Source organism: Roseibium polysiphoniae (genome assembly GCF_014842925.1).
GTDB lineage: Bacteria > Pseudomonadota > Alphaproteobacteria > Rhizobiales > Stappiaceae > Roseibium > Roseibium polysiphoniae.
Genome location: NZ_JACYXJ010000001.1, coordinates 619,000 through 642,437 on the forward strand (window position 1 = coordinate 619,000; position 23,438 = coordinate 642,437).

General features: G+C 58.7%; 22 protein-coding genes. 13 read left to right on the forward strand and 9 right to left on the reverse strand.

Annotated elements, in window-relative coordinates:
* Window positions 1-4: 4 nt before the first annotated feature.
* Complete coding sequence (gene rarD, locus IG617_RS02845; protein ID WP_192107103.1) at window positions 5-967, forward strand: EamA family transporter RarD; 963 nt, start codon at window positions 5-7, stop codon at window positions 965-967.
* Between the two features lie 61 nt (window positions 968-1,028).
* Here rarD and IG617_RS02850 read toward each other — a convergent pair whose 3' ends face one another.
* Window positions 1,029-1,637, reverse strand: coding sequence for an LOG family protein (locus IG617_RS02850; protein WP_192107105.1), 609 nt, complete (start codon window positions 1,635-1,637; stop codon window positions 1,029-1,031).
* A 242-nt stretch (window positions 1,638-1,879) separates the two neighbouring features.
* Between IG617_RS02850 and IG617_RS02855 the strand changes: the two genes are divergently transcribed.
* From IG617_RS02855 to IG617_RS02865, 3 genes are all read left to right on the forward strand, one after another.
* Window positions 1,880-3,451: a LysM peptidoglycan-binding domain-containing protein gene (locus IG617_RS02855; RefSeq protein WP_192107107.1), complete on the forward strand. Its 1,572-nt coding sequence runs from the start codon at window positions 1,880-1,882 to the stop codon at window positions 3,449-3,451.
* Window positions 3,452-3,662: 211 nt separating this feature from the next.
* Window positions 3,663-4,148, forward strand: coding sequence for a metalloregulator ArsR/SmtB family transcription factor (locus tag IG617_RS02860; protein WP_192107109.1), 486 nt, complete (start codon window positions 3,663-3,665; stop codon window positions 4,146-4,148).
* 101 nt (window positions 4,149-4,249) lie between these two features.
* Window positions 4,250-6,082, forward strand: coding sequence for an ABCB family ABC transporter ATP-binding protein/permease (locus IG617_RS02865; protein ID WP_254170431.1), 1,833 nt, complete (start codon window positions 4,250-4,252; stop codon window positions 6,080-6,082).
* A gap of 32 nt (window positions 6,083-6,114) precedes the next feature.
* On the opposite strand, the gene IG617_RS02870 is transcribed toward IG617_RS02865, so the two are convergent.
* Entirely contained in the window at window positions 6,115-6,297 is a 183-nt protein-coding gene (locus IG617_RS02870) for a hypothetical protein (RefSeq protein ID WP_192107113.1), read from the reverse strand.
* Window positions 6,298-6,391: 94 nt separating this feature from the next.
* On the opposite strand from IG617_RS02870, the gene IG617_RS02875 reads away from it, so the two are divergent.
* From IG617_RS02875 to IG617_RS02890, 4 genes are all read left to right on the forward strand, one after another.
* Entirely contained in the window at window positions 6,392-7,333 is a 942-nt protein-coding gene (locus IG617_RS02875; RefSeq protein WP_192107115.1) for a LysR family transcriptional regulator, read from the forward strand.
* Window positions 7,334-7,458: 125 nt separating this feature from the next.
* Window positions 7,459-8,178: a phosphatidylserine decarboxylase gene (locus IG617_RS02880; protein WP_338109936.1), complete on the forward strand. Its 720-nt coding sequence runs from the start codon at window positions 7,459-7,461 to the stop codon at window positions 8,176-8,178.
* Between the two features lie 112 nt (window positions 8,179-8,290).
* Window positions 8,291-9,076: a CDP-alcohol phosphatidyltransferase family protein gene (locus IG617_RS02885; RefSeq protein ID WP_192107413.1), complete on the forward strand. Its 786-nt coding sequence runs from the start codon at window positions 8,291-8,293 to the stop codon at window positions 9,074-9,076.
* A gap of 88 nt (window positions 9,077-9,164) precedes the next feature.
* On the forward strand, window positions 9,165-9,917 hold the full coding sequence (locus IG617_RS02890; protein WP_192107119.1) for an SDR family oxidoreductase: 753 nt from the start codon (window positions 9,165-9,167) through the stop codon (window positions 9,915-9,917).
* A 79-nt stretch (window positions 9,918-9,996) separates the two neighbouring features.
* On the opposite strand, the gene IG617_RS02895 is transcribed toward IG617_RS02890, so the two are convergent.
* Window positions 9,997-10,974 (reverse strand): bifunctional helix-turn-helix transcriptional regulator/GNAT family N-acetyltransferase, encoded by a 978-nt coding sequence (locus IG617_RS02895; RefSeq protein WP_209008220.1) that lies wholly within the window; start codon window positions 10,972-10,974, stop codon window positions 9,997-9,999.
* 215 nt (window positions 10,975-11,189) lie between these two features.
* Here IG617_RS02895 and IG617_RS02900 point away from each other — a divergent pair, with 215 nt between their 5' ends.
* The 4 genes from IG617_RS02900 to IG617_RS02915 all read left to right on the forward strand — a co-directional run bounded on the left by IG617_RS02900 (window position 11,190) and on the right by IG617_RS02915 (window position 14,802).
* Complete coding sequence (locus IG617_RS02900) at window positions 11,190-12,056, forward strand: ATP-binding cassette domain-containing protein (protein WP_209008221.1); 867 nt, start codon at window positions 11,190-11,192, stop codon at window positions 12,054-12,056.
* On the forward strand, window positions 12,049-12,873 hold the full coding sequence (locus IG617_RS02905; protein ID WP_192107121.1) for an iron chelate uptake ABC transporter family permease subunit: 825 nt from the start codon (window positions 12,049-12,051) through the stop codon (window positions 12,871-12,873). The genes IG617_RS02900 and IG617_RS02905 overlap by 8 nt, the downstream gene beginning before the upstream one ends.
* Window positions 12,870-13,283 (forward strand): transcriptional repressor, encoded by a 414-nt coding sequence (locus IG617_RS02910; protein WP_192107123.1) that lies wholly within the window; start codon window positions 12,870-12,872, stop codon window positions 13,281-13,283. The genes IG617_RS02905 and IG617_RS02910 overlap by 4 nt, the downstream gene beginning before the upstream one ends.
* Window positions 13,284-13,644: 361 nt before the next feature.
* Window positions 13,645-14,802 carry a glycosyltransferase family 87 protein gene (locus IG617_RS02915; protein ID WP_192107125.1) on the forward strand — a complete coding sequence of 386 codons (1,158 nt, stop codon included), beginning with the start codon at window positions 13,645-13,647 and terminating at the stop codon, window positions 14,800-14,802.
* Between the two features lie 24 nt (window positions 14,803-14,826).
* On the opposite strand, the gene IG617_RS02920 is transcribed toward IG617_RS02915, so the two are convergent.
* From IG617_RS02920 to IG617_RS02940, 5 genes are all read right to left on the reverse strand, one after another.
* Entirely contained in the window at window positions 14,827-15,999 is a 1,173-nt protein-coding gene (locus IG617_RS02920; RefSeq protein ID WP_192107127.1) for a Gfo/Idh/MocA family protein, read from the reverse strand.
* Window positions 16,000-16,015: 16 nt separating this feature from the next.
* Window positions 16,016-17,071, reverse strand: a complete 1,056-nt coding sequence (locus IG617_RS02925; RefSeq protein ID WP_254170409.1) for a sugar phosphate isomerase/epimerase family protein — start codon at window positions 17,069-17,071, stop codon at window positions 16,016-16,018.
* A 71-nt stretch (window positions 17,072-17,142) separates the two neighbouring features.
* Window positions 17,143-18,090, reverse strand: coding sequence for an ABC transporter substrate-binding protein (locus tag IG617_RS02930; protein WP_192107421.1), 948 nt, complete (start codon window positions 18,088-18,090; stop codon window positions 17,143-17,145).
* Window positions 18,091-18,174: 84 nt separating this feature from the next.
* Window positions 18,175-19,182 (reverse strand): ABC transporter permease, encoded by a 1,008-nt coding sequence (locus tag IG617_RS02935; RefSeq protein ID WP_192107129.1) that lies wholly within the window; start codon window positions 19,180-19,182, stop codon window positions 18,175-18,177.
* Window positions 19,163-20,794 (reverse strand): sugar ABC transporter ATP-binding protein, encoded by a 1,632-nt coding sequence (locus IG617_RS02940; protein ID WP_192107132.1) that lies wholly within the window; start codon window positions 20,792-20,794, stop codon window positions 19,163-19,165. Before IG617_RS02940 ends, IG617_RS02935 begins: the two co-directional genes overlap by 20 nt.
* A 255-nt stretch (window positions 20,795-21,049) precedes the next feature.
* Here IG617_RS02940 and IG617_RS02945 point away from each other — a divergent pair, with 255 nt between their 5' ends.
* Complete coding sequence (locus IG617_RS02945; RefSeq protein ID WP_192107134.1) at window positions 21,050-22,069, forward strand: LacI family DNA-binding transcriptional regulator; 1,020 nt, start codon at window positions 21,050-21,052, stop codon at window positions 22,067-22,069.
* A 21-nt stretch (window positions 22,070-22,090) separates the two neighbouring features.
* Here IG617_RS02945 and IG617_RS02950 read toward each other — a convergent pair whose 3' ends face one another.
* Complete coding sequence (locus tag IG617_RS02950; RefSeq protein ID WP_420826129.1) at window positions 22,091-23,167, reverse strand: LacI family DNA-binding transcriptional regulator; 1,077 nt, start codon at window positions 23,165-23,167, stop codon at window positions 22,091-22,093.
* Between the last annotated feature and the right edge of the window lie 271 nt (window positions 23,168-23,438).

A 23,438-nucleotide genomic window follows, 5' to 3' on the forward strand; every position in this document is an offset into this window, starting at 1 on the left:
CAGCATGAGCAAGGCGCCCGGTCCTGCGACCCGTCCCAACGGTCCAGCTGCGTCAGGTGATCAGGCCGAAATCAAGGTCGGCCTTGCCTATGCATTCGGCGCCTATGGTCTCTGGGGTTTCCTGCCAGCCTATTACAAGCTGACCGACACGGTCAGTGCCGATTTGATTGTGGCGCATCGGATTGTCTGGGCTGTGCTGCTCGTCGGGCTATTTCTTGTGCTGATGCGCCGCTTCGACGAAGTGCTGGAGATCTGGCGGACACCAAAACTGGTCGGCCTCTTGTCTATATCGGCGACACTTGTATCGCTCAATTGGCTGGTGTTCGTCTGGGCCATCGGTCAGGAGAAAGTGCTCGATATTTCATTGGGCTACTTCATCAACCCGCTTGTAAGCATCCTGCTCGGGCTGGTCGTTCTTCGGGAAAAACTGACGCGGCTTCAAGGCGTGGCCGTGGGGCTTGCAACGCTCGCTGTCGCGACAAAGGCTGTTCTTGCCGGCGGTCTGCCGTGGGTTTCGCTGTTCCTGGCGTTCTCATTTGCCGGATATGGCTATCTGCGCAAGATCATTCCGGTGCGTGCAACGCCTGGCCTTTTCATCGAGACAAGCCTGCTTTCGCCAATTGCACTTGGTTATTTGCTGCTGAACCTGAGCTGGGGCGCCGATGCCTTTGTGCTTGAGCAGCCCTGGGTCCTGGTGGCATTGATCGGCAGTGGAGCTGTGACGGCGGTGCCGTTGGTCATGTTTTCCGCCGGAGCGCGGCGTCTGCCGCTGGTGCTGGTCGGTCTGCTCCAGTACATCGCTCCCTCGCTGCATTTCATCATGGCGGTGTTTGTCTGGGGCGAACCACTCGATCAGACCACGCTGATGACATTCGTCATCATCTGGGTCGCACTGGCCGTCTTTAGCTTCGACTCCCTGCGTCGCTGGAACAGGGAGCGTGAACGAGCTGTCACGACGCCTGCATGATGAGGGGGGAAGGCAATTCGCCTTTACAGGTCGCGATCATCATACGGCAAAAGCGGCAGTTTTAGAGCTTTTCCATCGGAGCGCGATTGTCTTGAAGGTCGGGTGCGTCCGAACCTTCGCCGACGGCATCCGTCAACATGGGAATCGCGTCTTCGATTCGGTCGGCAACCAGGTAGGGAACCTCACGATCCGGACGGATGAAGCCCTGGGCGCGCATGTGATCGAGCAATTCAAGCAGCGGTGACCAGAACCCGTTGACGTTGGCCAGAAGCACAGGCTTCTTGTGCTGGCCAAGCTGAGCCCAGGTCATCATCTCGACCGCTTCCTCAAGCGTGCCGATCCCGCCGGGAAGGACGATGAAGGCGTCGGCCTTTTGAAACATGAGCTGCTTGCGCTCATGCATGTTTTCCGTAATCGTCAAATCGCTGACAGCGTCCAGCATTTCTTCGCGTTTTTCGAGGAAATGTGGAATGATGCCAGTGACTTGGCCGCCTTCGTCCAGAACCGCCTTGGCGACGGTCCCCATCAGGCCGACAGAGCCCCCGCCATAGACGAGACGCAAACCGGTTTCGGCCAGCAACTGCCCGAGGCGTGTGGCGGTTGCCTCATAAACAGGGTCGGTCCCAAAGCTGGAACCACAATAGACGCAGACGCTTTGAATTTTTTTCATCTGATTTGTTTTGCACCGGCAGGTCGCAAGGTCAAGCGCAGCATTTGAGCGCCCAGATCATAAATGTGGCAAGCCTTTCAAACAGGGTGCGGATTTCTTGCCGCGATACAAAAAGGCGTATATTCATAGCCTTAGTGAAAGTTTACCGACTGCTGAAGCTGACCTGATGCTTTAGCCAGTCAGGAAAAGATCTTGACGGTGGGGAAGGAACAGGGTTTCCGCGCCGCGGATGGGAAGTCAGAATGACGAACACTGCTTTGATCAAGGCCGTTATTGCTGCCTTTTTTGTAGGGAGCGCCGCGCTGGTCACCGGGTATATTTACTCGAACAGTGGCGATGACGACCAGGCGCCCGCAACGCAATCGGTTGCAGAATCGACGCAAGAGCCTGCCGACACGTCCGGCGAGGAAGAGGTCGCCGCAACCAGCGCGGCGGATGACACAGACAGTGCCGCGGAAGAACCTGATGTTGCCTCCGCGCCGGCAGAAACCCTTCTGTTTGATGTGGTCGGCGTTGAGCCAACCGGTGATGCGGTGGTTGCAGGACGTTCCGAGCCGGGAGCCATCGTGGCACTGACGGCAAACGGAGAAGTCGTTGGCAAGGGCATAGCGAACGACAAGGGCGAGTGGACCATCATTCTGGATGAACCGCTGCCATCTGGTGACTATGATGTCGGTCTTCAGACCCAGAATGCGGACGGAACATCGACCGGCGATTCGAGCCAGCGTCTGGCTGTATCGGTCCCCGAAGACGGCACGTCGCAGCCCCTCGTGGTTTTGAACAGCCCGGATGCGCCGTCGACCTTGCTTCAAAAGCCTGAACTCGCTGAAGCCGCGCCTTCCGAAACTGCGCCAGCCGAAGCCGCTCCTGAGCAAGAACAACAGGTCGCGGTGACGGAAGCAGAGGAGACAACAGCTCCTGCCACTGAGGCTGTCGCAGATGCCGCTTCTGACGTGACCGGCGATACCAGTCCGGAAGTGGGCGCACCCGCTGTCGATGAAACCGTTGTGGCGGCGGTCGAGCCAGCGGCACCGGACGTGGCTGCTGAAGGTGCCGAGGACGTTGTTTCAGAGGCGCAGTCGGAGGCCACTGACGAACCTGCGCCAGTCGAAACAGCAAGTCCGGCAGACCCGGTTGCCAAACCTGTCAGAGAACCGATTGCCGAAACCGCGGCCGCCAATGTTGGTAGCGCTGAAGAACCGGCACCCGTCCAGAAGCCTTCAAGCGAAGCAGTGGCCTCGACGCCGTCGCCAACCGAAGAGGCAAGCTCTGATCCTGCGGCGCTCACGGTTACCGTCGATGCGGTCGAATCTGAGGCCGGCAAGATCTATGTGGCCGGGACTGGCAAGGCTGGAAACACGATACAGGTCTATGTTGCCGACGCCCTGATTGGAGACGGGGTTATCGGCAGCAATGACCGTTGGCTGATCGAAGAGCGGCGGGACCTTGCGCCCGGCTCGGTTGAGGTGCGCGCGGATATGGTTGGTGCTGATGGCAAGGTTCTGGCGCGCGCTGCCGTGACCTTTGAAAAGGAAGCAGAAGCCATTGTCCTGACCAAGGTCGTTGCTTCCGGTCAATCCGCCGACAACTCCGAGAGCGCGGGCGTGACGGTCTCCAAGCCTCTGCCGAATGTCATCATTCGCAAGGGCGACAATCTGTGGCGTATTTCCCGCCGTCTCTATGGGGATGGCGTTCGTTACACGACGATCTATCAGGCCAACAAGAAGCAGATCCGCAATCCTGATCTGATCTATCCCGGGCAGGTGTTCCTGACCCCTGAGGACGATCTTAACTGGGCGCCTGAACAGAACTAAAACAACCTTACGCGAGTTTTATGAAGCCGCCGCAGCCTGTCTGGATGCGGCGGCTCCGTTTTGTGCGCTGTTCGACGTGGTCTAGCGCCATCAGCCTGTGCGCTTATCTGTAAAATTGATCTCACGCCCTTGTTAAACATCTAATTCATCGCATATTTACGATGAGATCCGGTGCAATCTTAATGTGCCGGGCAGGTGGAGAGGACGCTTAATGGATGGCAAGCGAACCGGTTCGACGCGGGCCGGCGAAGGATCGTCTTTGCGTGACAGTTCGAATGAGTGCGGGCGAGACAATGTCGGCCAGGATCCAAACTCGGATCTCTCGCGCATTTTCAGGGCCTTGGGGCATCCTGCCCGGATTGCGATCATCGAAGCCCTCGCGAACCGACCTGATGCCTGTTGCGGAGATATTGTTCAGGCCTTGCCCCTTGCCCAGTCGACGGTTTCACAGCATCTGCAGGTTTTGAAAGAGGCCGGTTTGCTGACCTGCTGTACCCGCGGACGCTGCTGCCACTATGACCTTGATGTCGACAGGCTTCACGAGGCGAGTGCAGCAGCCGAGACCTTTTTCTCTGCCGTCCTGAAAGCGGGCAGTGGAGCGTCGGCACCATCTTTCACGCCGCCAGCCGCCTACCTTGAAGGCAAGGGCGGCGACACTGCCGATAAGACAGAAATTCCGTCTGGAGACACTCTTTGACCGATCAGACCTCACAGTCTTCTGCCGATACGGGTGCAACTGGCGCTGATCCGCAGCCCGCAAACCCTGTCAGCGCGGACGAGGGATCCACTTTTGCCACACTGATCAACCTGTGGCCTTACATCTGGCCAGCTCACCGTCCGGACCTGAAAGGTCGGGTCCTGCTTGCGGTCGTCGCCTTGGTGATTGCCAAGGTGGTGACGGTGTTCTCGCCCTACTTCTTTGCCTGGTCGACGGATGCACTGACGGGAGAGACCGATAATCTGCCGGCGTTCCTCGTTGCGCCGATCATGCTTGTGCTGGCGTACAATGCGGCTCGCGTCCTCGCTGTTGCCTTCAACCAGATGCGCGATGCGCTCTTTGCCCGCGTCGGGCAGCACGCGGTACGTCAACTGGCGAACATCACATTCCGGCACTTGCACGAGCTCTCCTTGCGGTTCCACCTGGCGCGGCGGACCGGCGGTCTGTCTCGTGTGATCGAACGCGGGGTCAAGGGCATTGAGGCGATCGTTCGCTTCACCATCCTCAACGGGATCCCGACGGTCCTCGAGTTCGCCATCATGGCGGTCGTGATCTGGTATCAGTTCGGCCTGGACTATCTGGCGATCGTCGCCCTGATGATCGTTGCCTATGTCTGGTTCACCATCAAGGCGTCCAACTGGCGGATCGCCATTCGCCGCGAGATGAACGATAGCGACACCGACGCCAATTCAAAGGCCATCGACAGCCTGCTCAACTTCGAGACCGTCAAGTACTTCGGCAACGAGAAGATGGAAGCGGCACGCTTCGACGTGTCGATGGAGAAATATGAAAAAGCAGCCACCAAGACCTGGACCTCTCTTGCCTGGTTGAACCTGGGCCAGACCGTGATCCTCGGGATCGGCATGGCAGCCTGCATGGTGCTCTCGGCGCGCTCCGTCATGGCAGGCACCCAGACCATCGGCGATTTCGTCCTGATCAATGCGCTTTTGATGCAGATCTCCATCCCGCTCAATTTCATTGGCTTCATCTACCGCGAAATCCGCCAGGGCCTCGCCGATATCGAAAGCATGTTCGATCTGCTCGGCGTTCCCGCCGAAATTGAGGACAAGGCCGATGCAAAGGACCTGCGGGCGGTCGAGGGGCGGATTGTTTTCGACAATGTCCGCTTTCACTACGATCAGAATCGGCCGATCCTGAAGGGCATCGACTTTGAGGTTCCTGCCGGCAAGTCGGTTGCAATCGTCGGCCCCTCCGGTGCAGGCAAGTCAACGATCTCACGGCTCTTGTTCCGCTTCTATGATGTCAGTGGCGGAGCGGTGCGCATCGACGATCAGGATGTTCGCGATGTGACCCAGGAGAGCGTGCGCAGCGCCATCGGCATGGTTCCGCAGGACACGGTCCTTTTCAACGACACCATCGCCTACAACATCCGCTATGGCCGTCCGGATGCAACCGATGAAGAGGTCAAGGAAGCCGCACGCATGGCGCAGATCCATGACTTTATCGAGCGGTTGCCTGATGGCTATCAATCGGAAGTCGGCGAGCGTGGACTGAAGCTGTCTGGCGGCGAAAAACAGCGTGTGGCAATCGCCCGAACCATCCTCAAGGCACCGCCGATCCTGATCCTGGATGAGGCGACCTCCGCGCTGGACACGCATACCGAGCGCGAAATCCAGACGGCTCTGGATCAGGTGTCGAAGAACCGGACGACGCTTGTGATCGCACACCGGTTGTCCACTGTGGTCAATGCAGATCAGATCATTGTTCTGGAGGCCGGCGAAATCGCTGAACGTGGCACGCATGCGCAGTTGATGGCAAAGGGCGGGCTCTATGCGTCCATGTGGGCACGCCAGCGCGAGGCAGATGAAGCGGAAGAACGGTTGCGGGCCGCCAAGGAGGCCGACGAACTTGGCGTTGTTCAGCGCGGTCCTCGCGCGGGCGAACCCGTCTGATCCCAAGTGCTTTTTAACGAAGCCGTCTCAATTCAGGCGGCTTCGTTTTGAGTTGGCAGGCAGGCGCGCTCGGTTGTCTTTTTGACGGTCTCGGAAACCGATCGTTCCTGCGGCGCCTCCTTTTTGACGCCAAGCAGCAGGCCAAAAAGCGCGCGTATGGCCTGATGACGATGCAGGCGTGCGCGTCTTTCGAATTCATCTCCGGTGTGGAACATGTTGGTCTCCTTTCGTGATGAGAGGAGTGTCGCATGTGCTATTGAATGCTATAATCAGGCTTGATTGGGTAGGATCATTCGGAGTTTTGGGATAATGCGTCTCGACGATCTAAGGTTCTTCACACGTGTTGCTGCGTTGAACAACCTGTCCGCCGCCGGGCGCGAATTTGGCCTGTCTCCCTCTGCTGCAAGTTCCCGGCTGACGACGCTTGAGCGCGCTGTTGGGGCTCAGCTCTTCGCACGCACGACCCGCCGCACCACGTTGACCGAGGCCGGGAGGCTCTTTCTGGAGCACACCACCACTGCCTTGTCAGAGATGGACATGGCACTTGGTCATCTAGAGGCTGTCAGCGAAGCACCAAGTGGCGTCTTGCGCATTTCCTGCAACATGTTTTTTGGCCGAAAACACGTGCTTCCACACCTGCGCGAATTCAGGGAGCTCTACCCTGACATCAGGATCGCAATTGATTGCACGGATCGGATCGTCGACATCGTTGCCGAAGGTTATGACATGGCAATCAGGGGCGCGCCCTTGCCCGATTCCTCGCTTGTTGCACGGCGGCTCGGCAGCAACAAACGGGCTCTCTGTGCCTCGCCTGATTACATCGCCCGGAAGGGGACGCCCAAGTCTCCCTCAGACCTGATCAATCACGATTGTATCGGCCTCGAGGCCATGCCTTTCTGGTACTTCCATGGCCCTGATGGCGAGATCGCGCATCGCGTGGCCCACTCGATTTATGGCGATAGTGGTGATTTTGCCTATGACGCCACCGTCCACGGGCTCGGCCTGAGTGTCAAATCCATCTCTCACGTTTGGGAAGACCTGCGGGATGGCAGGGTCGTCTCGGTGATGGAAGACTATCCGATCGCGCGCACGGGTGACATCTGCGCCGTCTATCCGCCTGGCAAATACACGCCGCCAAAAGTCTCGGCCTTTATTGACTTCTTGAAGTCGAAATATGGAAAGCCGCCTTATTGGGAGACCGATTATCGCGGCAGTCGGGCCTCCGAAGCGGGAAAACCGCCATCGGTTTGATGAGAACGGTTCATTCCCGGCCAAAAAGCCGCTAGAACCGCAACAGAAACGAAAAACAGAACAGTGCCTATTGGCGCTGTCAGTTCGGCGCCCCGATTTCAAATCGCAGCCTGGCAGCCGGACCAATCAAGGAAACACCAATGTCACTCGTCGATTCCGTCACCAAGGCCTTCGTTCCGATCCACCGCGAGGGCTGGCCCTTTATCGCGATCGCATTGGTTGCGACGGTCGTTATCGGCTGGTTCGTCGATCCGCTGTTCTGGATCGGTCTGATCCTGACAGGCTGGGTTTGCTACTTCTTCCGCGACCCGGCGCGTGTGACGCCCGTTGACGACAATCTGATTGTCTCGCCAGCCGATGGCGTCGTCAGCCACGTCGGTCCCGTCATGCCGCCGGCAGAGTTGGAACTTGGCAGCGAACCAATGCTGCGTGTGTCGATTTTCATGAATGTCTTCAACTGCCATGTGAACCGCGCGCCCATGGGCGGCAAGGTCACGCGCGTCGCCTATCGGGCAGGCAAGTTCCTGAACGCCGAATTGGACAAGGCAAGCGAGCACAACGAGCGCAACGGCCTCGTGATCGAACGTGGCGAGGTCCGGATCGGCGTGGTTCAGATTGCAGGCTTGGTGGCGCGCCGGATTGTCTGCTTTGTGCGCGAAGGTGAGAGCATTGGCGCTGGCGAACGCTTTGGCCTGATCCGTTTCGGGTCCCGGCTTGACGTCTATTTTCCCGAAGGCACGGTTCCCCGGGTTGCTCTGGGGCAGACCATGATCGCTGGCGAGACCGTGCTGGCAAATCTTTCCGAAAACGGCGGCAAGGCCCAACCGCTGACACGCGTCAGCTGAGGACGAGCTGGTGACCGATTCTCTTGACGAGCACGACGCGGACACGGTCGGAAAATCCGAGCGCCGGCAGCCCCGTTTCCGGCGTGTACCTTTGCGCCTGATCCTGCCGAACATGGTCACACTGATGGCCTTGTGCTCCGGCCTGACCGCCATTCGCATGGCGTTTGAAGGCCGCTGGGAGTTCGCGATCGGAGCTGTGCTGGTGGCTGCCGTCCTCGACGCGCTCGATGGACGTTTGGCTCGTATGCTCAAGGGCACGTCACGCTTCGGCGCAGAGCTGGACTCACTGGCTGATTTCGTCAATTTCGGCGTGACACCAGCCTTGATGCTTTACGTCTGGATCTTGAACGAGGCGGGCTCTCTTGGCTGGATTGCAGCGCTGGTTTTCGCCATTTCGGCTGCCCTGCGCCTTGCGCGCTTCAACGTCGCTCTCGACGATCCACACAAGCCCGCCTGGGCCGCGAATTTCTTCACCGGGGTACCCGCACCTGCGGGCGCGCTGATTGTGCTGATGCCGATCTATTGGGAGTTTCTTGGGCTCTTGCCACATTGGCCTGAGTTCGCGCCCGGAGTTGCTCTCTATGCGATCGGAGTGGCGTTTTTGATGATCAGTCGCCTGCCCACCTTTTCGGGCAAGCGCGTGGGGACGAGGGTCCGCCGCGACTATGTGCTGCCCCTCTTTGTCGTCGCCGTTCTGATCGTTGCGCTGACCGTCAGCTATCCTTTCCAGATGCTGGCTCTCGGATCTGCTCTTTACCTCCTGTCGATCCCCTTTTCCTGGCGCTCGCACCGGGCATATCTGAAATCTGATCAGACACTTGCAGCTGATGACGATGGCGATTGCGAAGACACGGATCTCGATCATCTGGGCGATCGCGACAAGCACGACGCGGGCTGATTTTCCAAAACAGCCTGCTCGCAAATCGGGTTTCTCGCGCGCCCAACCCCGCATATCTAGGCATCCTCTTTCAATGAGGAGCCAGACGATGAGATTTGAAGACAAGACGATTATCGTGACCGGGGCGAGCAGTGGCATTGGTGCCGCCGCAGCAAGACTTCTGTCGGAAGCCGGTGCAAATCTGATCCTTGCAGCGCGGCGAGAAGCAATTCTCGAAGAGGTTTGCCAAAGCTTGGGTGAGGGGGCGTCACGAGCGGTTGTCCTTTCGGGCGACGTGACTGATGAAAGCTACAACAAGGCGTTGGTGCATCTGGCTGTCGAAAGGTTCGGCGGCCTGAACGCGGCGTTCAACAATGCGGGCGCGGTTGGAGACATGTCCGATGTGCCTGCAATGTCCTATGAAAATTGGCAGGCGGTGCTGAAGACCAATCTCGACAGTGCATTTCTCGCGGCAAAATACCAGGTTCCTGCGATCGAGGCACAAGGCGGTGGTTCCATTGTCTTCACGTCGTCTTTCGTGGGCCACACGATCGGGTTTCCGGGGATGGGGGCATATGCAGCGGCAAAAGCGGGACTTGTCGGCCTGACACAAGTGCTTGCCGCGGAACATGGCGCCAACAATCTGCGTGTGAACGCGCTTCTGCCCGGTGGAACTCTGACGGACATGGCCGGCAGTGACCCGGAGTTTCACGCCTTTATCTCTGGTTTGCATGCGCTCAAGCGCATGGCCAAGGCAGAGGAAATCGCCAGCACGGCCCGCTATCTCTTGTCTGATGAGGCGTCTTTCATCACTGGCGCCGCCCTGCTGTGCGACGGCGGAAATTCCATCTACAAGGTCTAGACTGAACCACCAGTCAGACTGGGCTGCCGGTATGGCCGGCGGCCCAGTCTTTTGACTGAACTAATGCCGACGCATGACGTCAGCTCTTTTTGACGAATTTTTGTTCTGTGACACTGCGTCCCCATTGGTCGCCCTCGTATTCATCGACCAGTGAAAAACCGTTTCTTTCATAGAGCGCTCTTGCAGGTTCCAGGCCCTTGAGTGTCCAGAGATGGATCTCGTCAAATCCTTGCATTTCGCAATGAGCGAGGGCCTTTGCCAGAAGGCGTTTGCCCAAGCCTTTGCCTCTGAGGCGTTCTGAGAGAATGAACCAGCGCAAATGCGCAATGTTGTCGCCGAGGTCCTGGCCATCGATGGTGATCGAGGCGATGATCTGGCGATCCTCGACGACGTTCCAGCTGTTGTTGAGCGGATGGTCAATCCGGGTCATGAACTCAGCCATCGCCTTGGAGACGACGCTCTCGAACGCGGGGCCGTTGCCGACGATTGGGCCGTGGGTCCGGGCGTGAAGAGCCGAAACATCGCCGATCATGCCTGTCTGATAGCCTTCGAGAATCTCGAAACCAGGCAATCTGGAGGACGGTTTCACACCCGTCCGCACCGTTTGAAGAGCGCTGGCATAGTCATGGAGCGCCGAGGCAAGATCTTTTGGCGATGCAGCCTCCAGATGGGGCAGGGCCTCTACAACCATTTCCTTGCCGAACAAGGTGACAGCTTCGAAGGTGGCGCGCCCCTGATCCGTCAGTCGCAGGCCGTAGGATCTGCCGTCTTCTTCGCGGCGCGACGCGGCGACCTCGCCCCTGTCTTCCAGCGACCGAAGCAGACGGCTGATCGTCGACTTCTCGAGCGTCAGGCGTGAGGAGAGTTCCTTTGCCGTCAGCTCCCCGGCAAGACCGAGTTCGATCACCGCATGCACAGCTGATGGGGAAAGATCGGTTCCAGCCAGCGTCTTGTCGAGAAAGCCGAACTCGCGCACGAGCGCCCGGGATGCTTCTCGGATCTCATCAATCGGTTCAGGGCAGGTCGGGATCATCATCACACCAATATAGTTGTTCAATGCAACTATATTGGTGTTTGGCTCGGACTTTGGCAAGCCATGTTTTGTATTCGGTCAATCTTGCGGTAGGAGGAGCGATGTCCTTCCTCTTTGGGCTCCAGGTGATTGCGGTCTCGGTTTCGACAGCCTATATAGTAATATTATAACATGATGAGCATGCCCTTCGGTTCGAAACGCTCCGATTGGCGCAGCTTGTGGTCCTCCGGAGAGTGTCCTTGGTGACATCTGAAAATGAGAAGTCCTGTCTGCTTCGGCTGGAGCAGGCTGGCGTTCGCCGTTCCGAACGATGGCTGGTCAGAGGCGTGGACCTTTCGGTCGCTGCCGGTGAGATCGTCACGCTGATCGGGCCGAATGGATCGGGCAAGTCGACGACCGCGAAAATGGCGCTTGGCATCCTCAAGCCGACGGATGGAAAAGCATACCGCCGGCCCGGCCTGCGAATCGGCTATGTGCCGCAAAAGCTCATGATCGACTGGACATTGCCTCTGAATGTGCGCCGTTTCATGAGCCTGACCAGCCGTCTGGATGAAGGTGAGGCCAAAGCCGCGCTTGAGCGTACAGGTGTGTCTCATCTCATGCAGGCCGAGGTCCGCCACCTGTCAGGCGGTGAAATGCAGCGGGTCCTTCTGGCAAGGGCCATTGCGCGCAAACCCGACCTGTTAGTGCTTGATGAGCCGGTGCAGGGTGTCGACTATTCCGGCGAGATCGCGATCTACGATCTGATTTCCAAGCTCGGCGAAGAGCTCGGATGCGGGATCTTGATGATTTCCCACGACCTGCATGTGGTGATGGCGGCGACCGATCAGGTCGTTTGCCTCAACGGCCATGTCTGTTGCCGCGGCACGCCAACGGCAGTTTCCCAAAGTCCTGCTTTCCGGGAGCTTTTCGGGCATCGCGCGGGCGCGGCCCTGGCGGTTTATGAGCATCATCACGATCATGTCCATCTTCCTGACGGGCGTGTGCGCCATGCGGACGGCTCGGTGACGGACGACTGCGCCGGGGAGCATTGCGCTGATGATCATACACACCACCATGGGCACGCCGAAGTCGCCACAGGCAGCGAGGTGAAAACCCATGCTTGATGACTTCTTCATGCGTGCGCTTTTGGCTGGCGTCGGCGTCGCCCTGGTTGCGGGGCCGCTCGGCTGCTTCATTGTCTGGCGCCGGATGGCCTACTTCGGCGATACGCTTTCTCATGCCGCGCTTCTCGGCGTTGCCCTGTCGCTTCTCCTGGAGGTCAACACGACGCTCGCGGTCTTTGTGGTCTCTGCCGCCCTCTCGCTCGTTCTGATTCTTCTGCGCAAGCGGGAGACCCTGTCTTCAGATGCCCTACTTGGATTGCTGTCTCATGGAGCCCTTGCGGTCGGCTTGGTCTGTCTGGCCTTCATGACCTGGGTCCGGATGGATCTGCTCGGACTGCTGTTCGGCGATATCCTGGCAGTGTCGCGATCCGATATTGGTGTGGTTTACGTGGGCGGCGCCATGGTGCTGGCGGTTCTGATCTGGATCTGGCGGCCGCTGTTTGCCGCAACGGTCAATCCGGATCTTGCCGCGGCCGAAGGTCTGAACCCGGAACGGGTCAATCTGGTCTTCATGTTCCTGATGGCGGCCGTCATTGCCATTGCCATGAAGATCGTCGGTGTCCTGCTGATCACCGCGCTATTGATCATGCCGGCAGCCACCGCCCGCAGGTTTTCGACGAGTCCAGAACAGATGGCAGTTCTGTCCGCCTTGTTTGGCGCACTCGCAGTCATCAGCGGCTTGTTTGGCTCACTGGAGTGGGATACCCCTTCAGGGCCTTCGATTGTCGTGGCGGCCTTGACGCTTTTCATGGTCAGCCTCATGCCTATGTCCTTTGGCAGGGGCGACAAAAAGAATCGTGAGGGAGAAATCTCGTGAGCGCGCATCATGAAAACGATCAACCGTCTCTGACCAAGAACCAGGCCCTTGTATTGGGTGCACTCACCGGTTCGAACGGCCCTTTGACGGCTTATGCCATCCTGGATCTCTTGCGGGCAGACGGCTTCCGGGCTCCGTTGCAGGTTTATCGTGCGCTCGACAAGCTCGTGGATTTTGGCATGGTGCATCGTCTTGAAAGCCTGAACGCCTTTGTCGCCTGCCGTCATCCGGGCTGTACGTCCCACGACAGTGCCGCATTTGCCATTTGTGAGCAGTGCGGTCTGGTGACAGAATTCACCCCCGACAAGGCGTTGGATATGCTCAAGGACTGGGCGAAGGGTGAAGGCTTTCAGATGGCCAAAACCACGATCGAGCTGCGCGGCCTTTGCCGAACCTGCACGGCGCACTGACGCACTGCCTGTGGGTCTCTGGATCGGTATCCTGGACGGCTAACGTCGTTCTCAATTGCGCGATCGCGATGATCTCCGGAGCCCCTCATGCTTTGGCGGCAGCAGCGAAATTGCGTTCCAGGCCGTTGAATGCGTGACGCCGGACCGGGATAAGCTCAGAAAGAATTGCACGTAAACGTAGCTTTAAGTCAATTGTGACAACCCTGATTTCAATCTCGACGCTGCTATTCATTGTTTGAGTTTGATAATGTCTTTTTCTTCCGAGTTTCGTCGTTCGGAGTCCGCGGTACTCTTCCCGGTATTTCCGACTTTTTCGCGCATTCAGAAGGCTGAATTGTTTCTTCCAGGAGGCACGATATTCATGCTTTCGATCATGCTGGGTAGCATGATCACCATTCTCGCCGTCTGGGCGAACTTTAGCGGGATCTTTGTACTACCGGCATCTCTTGGAGCCGCTGAGAACGAAGACATCGCGGCCTTCTACAGGGCCGGGCAACTTGCCGGTCTTGGACAGGCGGCGCAGTCCTACATCCCTGAGGTCTTTCAGGAGCCGTTCTCTGAGAGCAACAAGAACCTGCTGTTCTTGAACCCGCCTCATGCGCTCCTGTTCATGCAGCCATTTGCGTCGCTGACCTATCCGATGGCGAAGGTCACCTATTTGGTGGTTTCGGCGCTCGCGCTCGTTGGGTTGGCTTTCTGCTGGGCGCCTAAATCGACCCTTTCGGCATTTGTCTTGCTTGCTCTGTCACCGGGAATATTTTTCACCCTCGACTACCTTCAGTTGTCACCGATTGTGACCTTCTGTTTGACTTATGCGCTCTTGAATGCAGGGAAGCGGCCGGTGTTGAGCGGCCTCCTGTTAGCTTTTGCAACGATCAAGCCGCAATACGGTCTGCTTGTACCTGTTTTCCTCGCAGCGAGAGGGTATTGGAAGACGATACTGGTCGCGACCATTGCAACGCTTCTGCTGATGTTGCTTTCGGTTGTTATCTACCAGCTCTCAATTTGGACGGCTTTTGTCGGTTCCTTGGTCAGCGGCGGACATGCAACTCAGGCAGGTTTCTTGCTGGACCTGATGCCGACTTTACATACGATGGCGGGGAAGCTGGGAGCGCCTGACAGTGTCCGGCTCTTGACTCAAGTGATAGCGATCTTCTTGTCTGCCTGCCTGATTTGGTACGTTAGGGACATCGGAAGTCGAGAAGAACGCGTTGGCGTCACGTTGCTCGCTGCGGCTTTCGCGGCGCCATCCTTCATGATGTACGACTGGCTGCATGTCTCTGTCGCGCTGCTGCTTCTCGCGACCGGTAGAGCGCCATGGCCTCTTTGGTTCCAGCTGGCGGCAGGACTGCTTTGGATCGCGCCCTATGTCGCGGTTTTTCTGGTCCACATCGATCCCAACGCGACGTCCTGGTTTACCGGTTTTATGCCGCTTCTAACGGGGTTCGTTCTGTTCGGTGCGGTCTGGCTTCTTGACCGGACGGGAAACGTTGAGACAACGCCCCGACCGGTCCAGTAAAACTCTTCGCTCACTGAGTTGAAGTCAGACCTTCGTCCAGACCGCGCCCTCATTCGAGGAGCGTATGCAGGCATCAATGAAACGCATGCCGCTCAGGCCGTCGGCAATGCCAGGGAACTGAACGTCCTTTGAAACCGACGCGCCAGTGCGCGCAGCCCGGATGGCCTCTGCCGCTTCGCGGTAGATGGTGGCAAAGCCTTCGAGATAGCCCTCCGGGTGTCCGGCTGGCACACGGGTCACACGCTCGGCGGCAGGGGTTGCGCCCGAACCGCCGCGCGTGATCAGGCGTTTGGGTTCGCCGAACGGCGTGTACCAGAGATGGTTGGGCTGTTCCTGGTGCCACTCAAGGCCGCCTTTGTCGCCATAGACGCGCAAGGACAGACCGTTCTCGTTGCCAGGCGCCACCTGGCTCGCCCAGAGCATGCCCTTCGCGCCGCCTTCAAAGCGCAGTAGCACGCTGACATTGTCATCGACCCTGCGGCCGGGAACAAAGCTTGTCAGGTCGGCGAGCACGGTATCGGTCTTCAGTCCCGAGACGAAGCCGCCAAGTTGATAGGCGTGTGTTCCGATGTCGCCGATGCAGCCGCCTGCACCCGACCGCGCAGGATCGGTGCGCCAGGAGGCCTGCTTCTGACCCGAGGACTCCAGGTCTTCCGTCAGCCAGTCCTGCACGTATTCCATCTGAACAAGGCGAATGGCACCAAGCGTTCCCGATTGCACCATTTCCCGCGCCTGGCGGATCATTGGGTAGCCGGAATAATTGTGGGTCAGGACGAACAGGCGCCCTGCGTCTCCTGCAACCTCGGCAAGGGCTTCGGCGTCTTTCAGGGTCGATGTCAGCGGCTTGTCGCAGATGACATGGATACCGGCTTCGAGAAAGGCCTTCGCGACCGGGAAGTGCATATGGTTCGGCGTGACGATGGCCACGGCTTCGATGCCATCGGCGCGGGCCGCTTCTGCCTGTGCCATTTCGTCGAAGTCGGCGTAGCAACGTTCCGGCGCCAGGCCGAGCTCGGCCCCGGAGGCCTTGGAACGTTCCGCGTCGGAGGAAAGGGCCCCGGCCACAAGCTGATAGTCGCCATCAATGCGCGAGGCGATCCGGTGAACGCCGCCAATAAACGCCCCTTGTCCGCCGCCGACCATGCCGAGGCGAATGGCGCCGGCGTGACCCGTTTTGCCAGTGCTTTCGATTGTCATGTCGTGTGCCTTTTCTCTAGCTCAATCCCAGCATTCGGCGGTTCTTTGCAGCGTCCGTGCCGCCGCCTGCGAAGTCATCGAAAGCATGTTCGGTGACGCGAATGATGTGGTCGGCAATAAAGGGTGCGCCTTCCGCTGCGCCGTCTTCGGGATGCTTCAGCGCACATTCCCACTCGAGAACCGCCCAGCTGTCGTAGTCATAGGCAGCCAGCTTTGAGAAGATGCCGGCGAAATCCACTTGTCCATCGCCAAGTGAACGGAAACGACCCGCCCGCTGAACCCATGGCTGATAGCCTGAGTAGACGCCCTGACGGCCGTCCGGATTGAACTCGGCATCCTTGACGTGAAACGCCTTGATGCGTTCGTGGTAGATGTCGATGAATGCCAGATAGTCCAGCTGCTGCAGGACAAAATGCGACGGATCGTAGTTGATGCAGCAACGCGCATGACCGTTGAGCGCATCCAGGAACATCTCGAAGGTGGCACCGTCAAAGACATCCTCGCCTGGATGGATCTCGTAGCAAACGTCCACGCCGTGTTCGTCATAGATATCGAGGATCGGCTTCCAGCGCTTTGCCAGTTCCTCGAAGGCGGTATCGATCAGACCGGCGGGCCGCTGCGGCCATGGGTAGACGTAAGGCCAGGCGAGGGCGCCTGGAAAGCTGACGCTGGCATCCAGACCGAAGTGACGGCTTGCAACGGCTGCCTTTTTCATCTGGTCGACCGCCCATTCGGTGCGCGCGTCGGGGTTGCCATGAACAGCTTCCGGCGCAAAGGCGTCAAAGGCTTCGTTGAAGGCAGGGTGAACTGCAACCAGCTGACCTTGAAGGTGCGTGGAGAGCTCGGTGACCGCTAGATCCTTGTCGGCAAGCATGCCCTTGATGTCGTCACAATAGCCTTTGGACGCAGCTGCCTGATCAAGATCGAACAGGCGGCCATCGAAGGTCGGAATCTGCAGGCCCTTGTATCCAAGGTCCGCAGCCCAGTCCGCGATGGCCTCGAGCGAGTTGAAAGGCGCGGCATCTCCCGCAAACTGAGCCAGGAACAAACCCGGCCCCTTCATGGTCTTCATGTCTGTTCTCCCAAACGAAAAAAGGGCAGGCGTCCTCCTGTCGGACGCCTGCCAAGGTTGGCTCGCTGTGCTTAGAACGGCGAGTCCGGGAAGTAATAGTTCGCCGCATTTTCCGGAGTGACCAGCGGGGCACCCAGAATGAAGCGTCCGGTGACCGGTGCATTGGACACATAGTTCAATGTCGTCAGCTCGATCGCGGTGGCGATCATTGCCGGCGGATAGAGAACGTCTGCCGGAACGAGACGGTCGCCGTCCATGACGCGCTTGATGATGTCCTTCATGCCGGCACCGCCGAGAATGAACAGCTCGTCTTCACGGCCAGCCTGTTTGACCGCCTCGATCACGCCAATGGCGATGTCGTCATCCTGGGCCCAGACCGCATCGATCTTCGGAAAGCGCGACAGGAAGTCCTGCATGACCTCGAAACCGTCGTCCCGGTTCCAGTTGGCATGTTTCATATCGAGGACCTTGATGTCGGTGCCTTCGATCCCGGCCATGAAGGCGTCGACGCGTTCTTCATCGATCACGGTCGGAATGCCGCGCAGAACGACGATGTCGCCCTTGTTGCCCAGCTTTTCCTTGATGAACTCGGCCGAAACACGGCCAAGCTCCGGGTTGTTGCCGGCAACATAAAGGTCCTCGATGCCATCCTGGCTGAGGCCACGGTCGACAACGGTGATGAAAGCGCCGCTTTCCTTGACCATCCGGACGGGGTCGGTCAGGGGCTCGGATTCAAAAGGCAGGATCACCAGGGCATCCACGTTGTGGACGCTGACGAGATCCTCAAGATCGTTGGCCTGGGCCGAAGCATCGGACGCGGTGACCAGGATCATGTCGATGTTGGGATAGAGTTCTTCCATCCGGTCGACGGCGACATTTGCATGATAGTTCAAGCCACCGGCCCAGCCATGGGTCGCTGAGGGGATGGATACCCCGATCTTGACCTTGTCGGCAGCAAGTGCCGGTCCGGCGAGAGACATGGCGAAAGCTGCCGCCAGTCCCAGGAATTTACCTGTCATCTTCATGTTTTCCTCCACTCCCAGTTTTCCGGGTCTGTCCCGGTCGTGCGCCGGGCGGGACACCGCGGCGCAAGTTTCTTGGGCTCACTGGCCTTTGTTTTTCCAACCACCGCGCTGCAGCCAGACCGCGACGATGATGATGACGCCCTGAACCGCACCGTTGAGGTAGTTGGAAATCAGATCCGTCAGATTGAGGATATTGCCGATCATGGTCAGCATGATCGCGCCGATCACCGTGCCGCCGATCCGGCCAGATCCGCCCTTGAGCACCGTGCCACCGATGATCACCGCGGCAATCGCCTCCAGTTCCCAGAGGACACCGGTCGAAGAGGAGGCCGAGCCAAGACGCGGAACATAGATGATCGTCGCCAGGGAGACGCAAAGCCCCTGAACGATGTAGGTCAGGGTCTTGACCCGGTTGACCTGAACGGCGGAATAGCGGGCCACGGCCTCATTCGAGCCAATCGCACGGCAGTGGCGGCCAAAAGCGGTTCGGTTGAGAATGACCCAGCCGATCGCCGCGACCACCGCAAAGACGATGACCGGAACCGGTATGCCGAGGATGTCGCCATAGTAGAACGGCCGGTATGCTCCGCGGATGGTAAAATCGAGCGAGAGCGTTCCGCCATCGGCAAAGTAGGTCACAAGCGACCGGAAAATGCCCATGGTGCCGAGGGTTACGATGAAGGCCTCGATCTTGCCTTTCGTCGTCACAAGCCCGTTGAATGCGCCGGCAAGAAGACCAAGTGCAAGCGACAAGAGGATGCCGCAGGCAATGATCAGGCTGGCGCTGTCAAAGACATTCATCAGCGCATTCATCGAGATGATCATCACCCCGGAAATCACCGCTGCCATGGCTCCGACCGACAGGTCAATGCCGCCGGCTGTGATCACGAAGGTCGCGCCCACCGCGATGATCCCGATGAAGGCACTCCGTGTCAAAATGTTGGAGATATTGCCTTCCGACAGAAACGACGTGTTCAGGGCCGTGCCCAGAACCATCAGCCCTATGAGCGCAAGAAGTGGTCCCCAGGTCTTGAGATCGAACGGGCCGAAGCCGATGGCTGCGGCCTTACGCGACATGGTCTGCATGAGTGTTGGTTCCCCCCGTTGCGTCTGCTGTGCCCTGGCTCTTGAGCCCGGTCGCATAACGCATGATTTCATGTTCTTCGATCTCTTCGCCCTGCAGGATGCCGGTCAGGCGACCGGACCGCATGACGGCGACCCGATGGCTCATGCCGATGATTTCCGGCATTTCCGAAGAGATGAGGACGATGGATTTTCCTTCCGCAGCCAGCGCTGCGATGAAATTGTAGATTTGCTGCTTGGTTCCGACATCGATGCCGCGCGTCGGTTCGTCGACAATCAGGATGTTCGGGTCGATCTCGAGGACCTTGCCGAGGAGCAGCTTCTGTTGATTTCCGCCTGAAAGAGCGCCAACGGGTACAGATCGGTCCCGGACGCGAATGTCGAAGCGCCGAATGGCGCGTTCGAGGGCGGCGTCCTCAAGCGTGTCATCAATCAGTCCCTTGTTGCTGAACTGCCGAAGCGCAAACAGGGTAAGATTGACCTTCAAGCCGTCGTTGAGAAGAAGGCCCTGGCCCTTTCGGTCCTTGGTCAGATAGGCAATGCCGCGATCGCGAGCCTGGTCCAGGGCCGTCATTTCGACCGTTTCGCCATTCAACCGGGTAATGCCACCCGTGCGCTGACGCAGGCCAATGATGGCTTCGAAGAGTGCCGAGCGCCCGGAGCCGATAAGCCCGGCGAACCCCAGGATCTCACCCTTGCGCAAGTTGAATGAGACGTCGCGAAGCGCGGTTCCAACACTCAGGCCATCAACCTCGAGAACCAGCGGCGCATCAAAATCCGGCTCATTCTTCGGCGGGAACATGTCCGAAAGATCGCGGCCCACCATATGACGTGCCATGTCGTCTTCGGTCAGCTCATCCGCATCCGTGGTGATGATCTGATGACCGTCGCGCAGGACCGTCACGCGATTGGCCAGTTCCTTGACCTCATCAAGCTTATGCGAAATGAGTACTACACCAACGCCCCGCTCACGCATCAGGCGGATCTGTTCGAAGAAGGCGCTGGTTTCATCCGGCGTCAGCACCGCCGTCGGCTCGTCCATGATCAGCACACGCGCCTTGCGTGACAGCGCCCGCGCGATCTCAACGAACTGCTTTTGCGAAACGGACAGACTCGCGACGGTGGCGTCCGGCGCCATATCGACATTCAGATGAGCCAGAAGCTCTTCGGTCTGTCGGCGCATGGCTGAATGATCGATAAACCAGCCGCGGCGAAGTTCGCGGCCGAGAAAGATGTTCTCTTCGACCGAAAGCTGCTCTGCCAGATTGAACTCCTGATGGATCAGAACAACACCGAGATCTTCGGCCTGACCATCAGGGGGCAGGATCACTTCCTGGGCGTCCAGATGCAGCTTGCCAGATGTCGGCTGATGATAGCCGGAGAGGATCTTCATCAAGGTGGATTTGCCGGCGCCGTTCTCGCCGATCAGCGCGTGGACCTCGCCAGGGAGCACATCGAAATCAATTCCGAACAGAACCTGGATGTCGCCAAAGGACTTGGAGATATGCCGCGCGGACAGCACGGGCTGCCTGTACTGTGCAGGCGCGTTCGACGGGGCAGGGCCCGCAACAGCTTGCCCGCCGCCACCAGCAATGCCGGTGCGAAGTTCGCTCATGGTCTTCCTCCCAGGTCGCCGTTTGCGCCGGACGATAAAATCATCCTGACGTGACACCAGGACGTGACGGGTCAGCATCACATCCTCCGGCAGTGCCAGTTTCCTCCTGATGGAAATTATGTAAACGTTTTCATTTTTGATGTAAAGGTTTACATTATCATTCTGTTCACACTTTCGGCTCGCTTGCTTGTTGACCCGAAAATCGCCTAAAAGCACGGGGTTGCGCTGGGAGTTGACTGTTTGAAAGTGCGTGAGATGGCGACGATTGAGGATGTGGCGCGGATGGCGGGCGTGTCGATTGCGACCGTGAGCCGTGCGATTCATCATCCCGGCAAAGTGGCCGAAACCACGCGCAAGAAAGTCAATGCGGCGATCGCCAAGACGGGCTTCACCGCAAACGCGATGGCGCAAAGCCTCCGCAGCAAGTCGTCCAAGATGATCCTGGCCATGGTGCCGGACATCTCGAACACGTTTTTCGCAAATATTCTACTCGGTCTGGAAGCGGTGGCCACGAGGCGTGGATACGGTCTTTTGATCGGTAACACGGAGAACGATCCCCAGACGGAGGCGACCTATCTGACCTACACCAGGTCGAACAAGGCGGACGGCATCGTCCTGATGACCGGCCATTTGCCCTTTGGCGCGGCAGAGGTGCGTCAACACCTTCCGCCGATCGTGGCGGCCTGCGAGGAGATCTGCGAGGAAAGCGTTCCCTTTGTCGGCGTCGACAACCAGCATGGAGCTCGAACGGCTGTTCATCACCTGGTCGAGCTGGGTCATCGGCGGATTGCCTATATCTCGGGTCCGCCGAACAACATCCTCTCAAGCGAACGCAGGGCGGGGTATGAGCTGGCCCTTCGTCAAAGCGGGCTCACAGTCGACCCGGAGCTGACCCTGGATGGTGACTTCTCAATCGAGGGCGGGCGTCTTGCCGTTGAGCGGCTCTTCATACGCGATGCGCTGCCTACCGCCTTCTTCTGCGCCAATGACGATATGGCCATCGGTGTTTTGCTGGCCCTGAGCCAGCGCGGCTATAATGTACCGGGAGATTTCTCGGTGATTGGCTTTGACGACATTCCGTTTTCCAGCTGCACGACGCCGCCTTTGACGACCATCCGCCAGCCGCGCCGACTGATCGGCGAAGCGGCCATGACCAAGATGCTGGATATGGTCGAAGGCAAGCCGGTGAGGACAGGGGCGGTCATTCTACCGGTCGAGCTGATCATTCGTGGCAGCACCGGCGCACCGCGCGAGATCGACCGCGAGTCGGACTGAGCCCCTCAGCCAGCGCAGCTGTCAGTCCTGCTTTGGGGGCGGCGCGTAGGCAAGGGTCTGCAGGTCTTCCGCCGGCGTTCCCTCGATACGGGCCAGGACTTTGCGTGCCAGGTCCCGTCCAGCTTCGCGAAAATCCTCGTCAATGACATTGAGGCCGGGGCGAAACCACTTGAGCATGTCAAACGAGGATTGCTTCGAGACGATATCGACTTCTTTTCCGAGGGTTACCCCGGCTTTCTCTGTTCCAAAGGCGGCGGCAATGCCGGCGCTGCCGCTTCCGCAGATGATCCCGTCGGGTGCCTGATCGCTGGTCATCAGCTGATGAACCGCATCTCCGAGCTTGTGAATGTCATCGTCAATCGTCACCGGGGGCATGGGCACCTGCTGCAGGTCGTATTTGGCGATGCCCTCCAGAAAGCCCTCGCTCATATGACGTGAGTAGGTGAGGTTTCTTGGCGGTCCGACAAGGGTCAGCCTCTTGCGGCCGAGCTTGGCAAGAATTTCCACCGCATCCCGCGCGAAAGCAGCATTGTCGTAGTCATGAAAAGCGTGGGCGATGCCCATGTCCGTCCGGCCATGCGTGGCAAAGGGCAGTTTCTTGTCATGCAAATAGCGGATCCGCAGATCTTCCGGTTCTGTGCGCGAAAGAATGACGCCATCGGCCGAGCCGGTCTCTACCACGTAGCGCACGGGGGACATCGGGTCGCTCGCATGCGTGTAGGGGGTCACCACCAGGTGGTAGGGGGTGCTGGCAAGAACCTCCGAGATGCCTTGGATCATCTGGCTTGTCAGACCGAGGATCTCTTCTTCCGTATTGAGAATCAGGCTGATGACGTTGGTCTTGCCCGTCCGCAAGCGCACGCCGGCGCGGTTGGGACGATAGCCGATCTGATCGGCAACAAGGCGAACCCGCTTCTTGGTCGCTTCGCCGATGTCCGGAGCATCCTTGAGCGCCTTGGACACGGTCGTAATGCCAAGGCCTGTCATAAAGGCGATGGTCTTGAGCGTCGGGCGCTGTCCAGCTGCAAGTTTCGGCGCGCTGGTATCTCCGGAGGTGCCAGCCTCACGTTGCAGGTCGTTGGTTGTCTGGTCGGTCACGTCGCGGATCCTGCCCGGAGTTTGCGCAAAGCCAATTGTTTTATTTCAGACCTTCTAAAGCCCCAAGATCGGCCGGGAAAGCCTATTTTCTGTGTTGTTTCCTGCTGCGGACGCCTTGGTCATTCGCGGCCATCGGGTAAGACGCTGCAATTTTGCCAGGGCTGAGCGTGCGTAGGCGGCGAGGAAAGATCACTCCTGAAATACTAAAACGTTGCAGAAAAAACGCAAGTTCTCACGCTGAAGAGCACCCCGTACGTCTGGGGTGACTTGG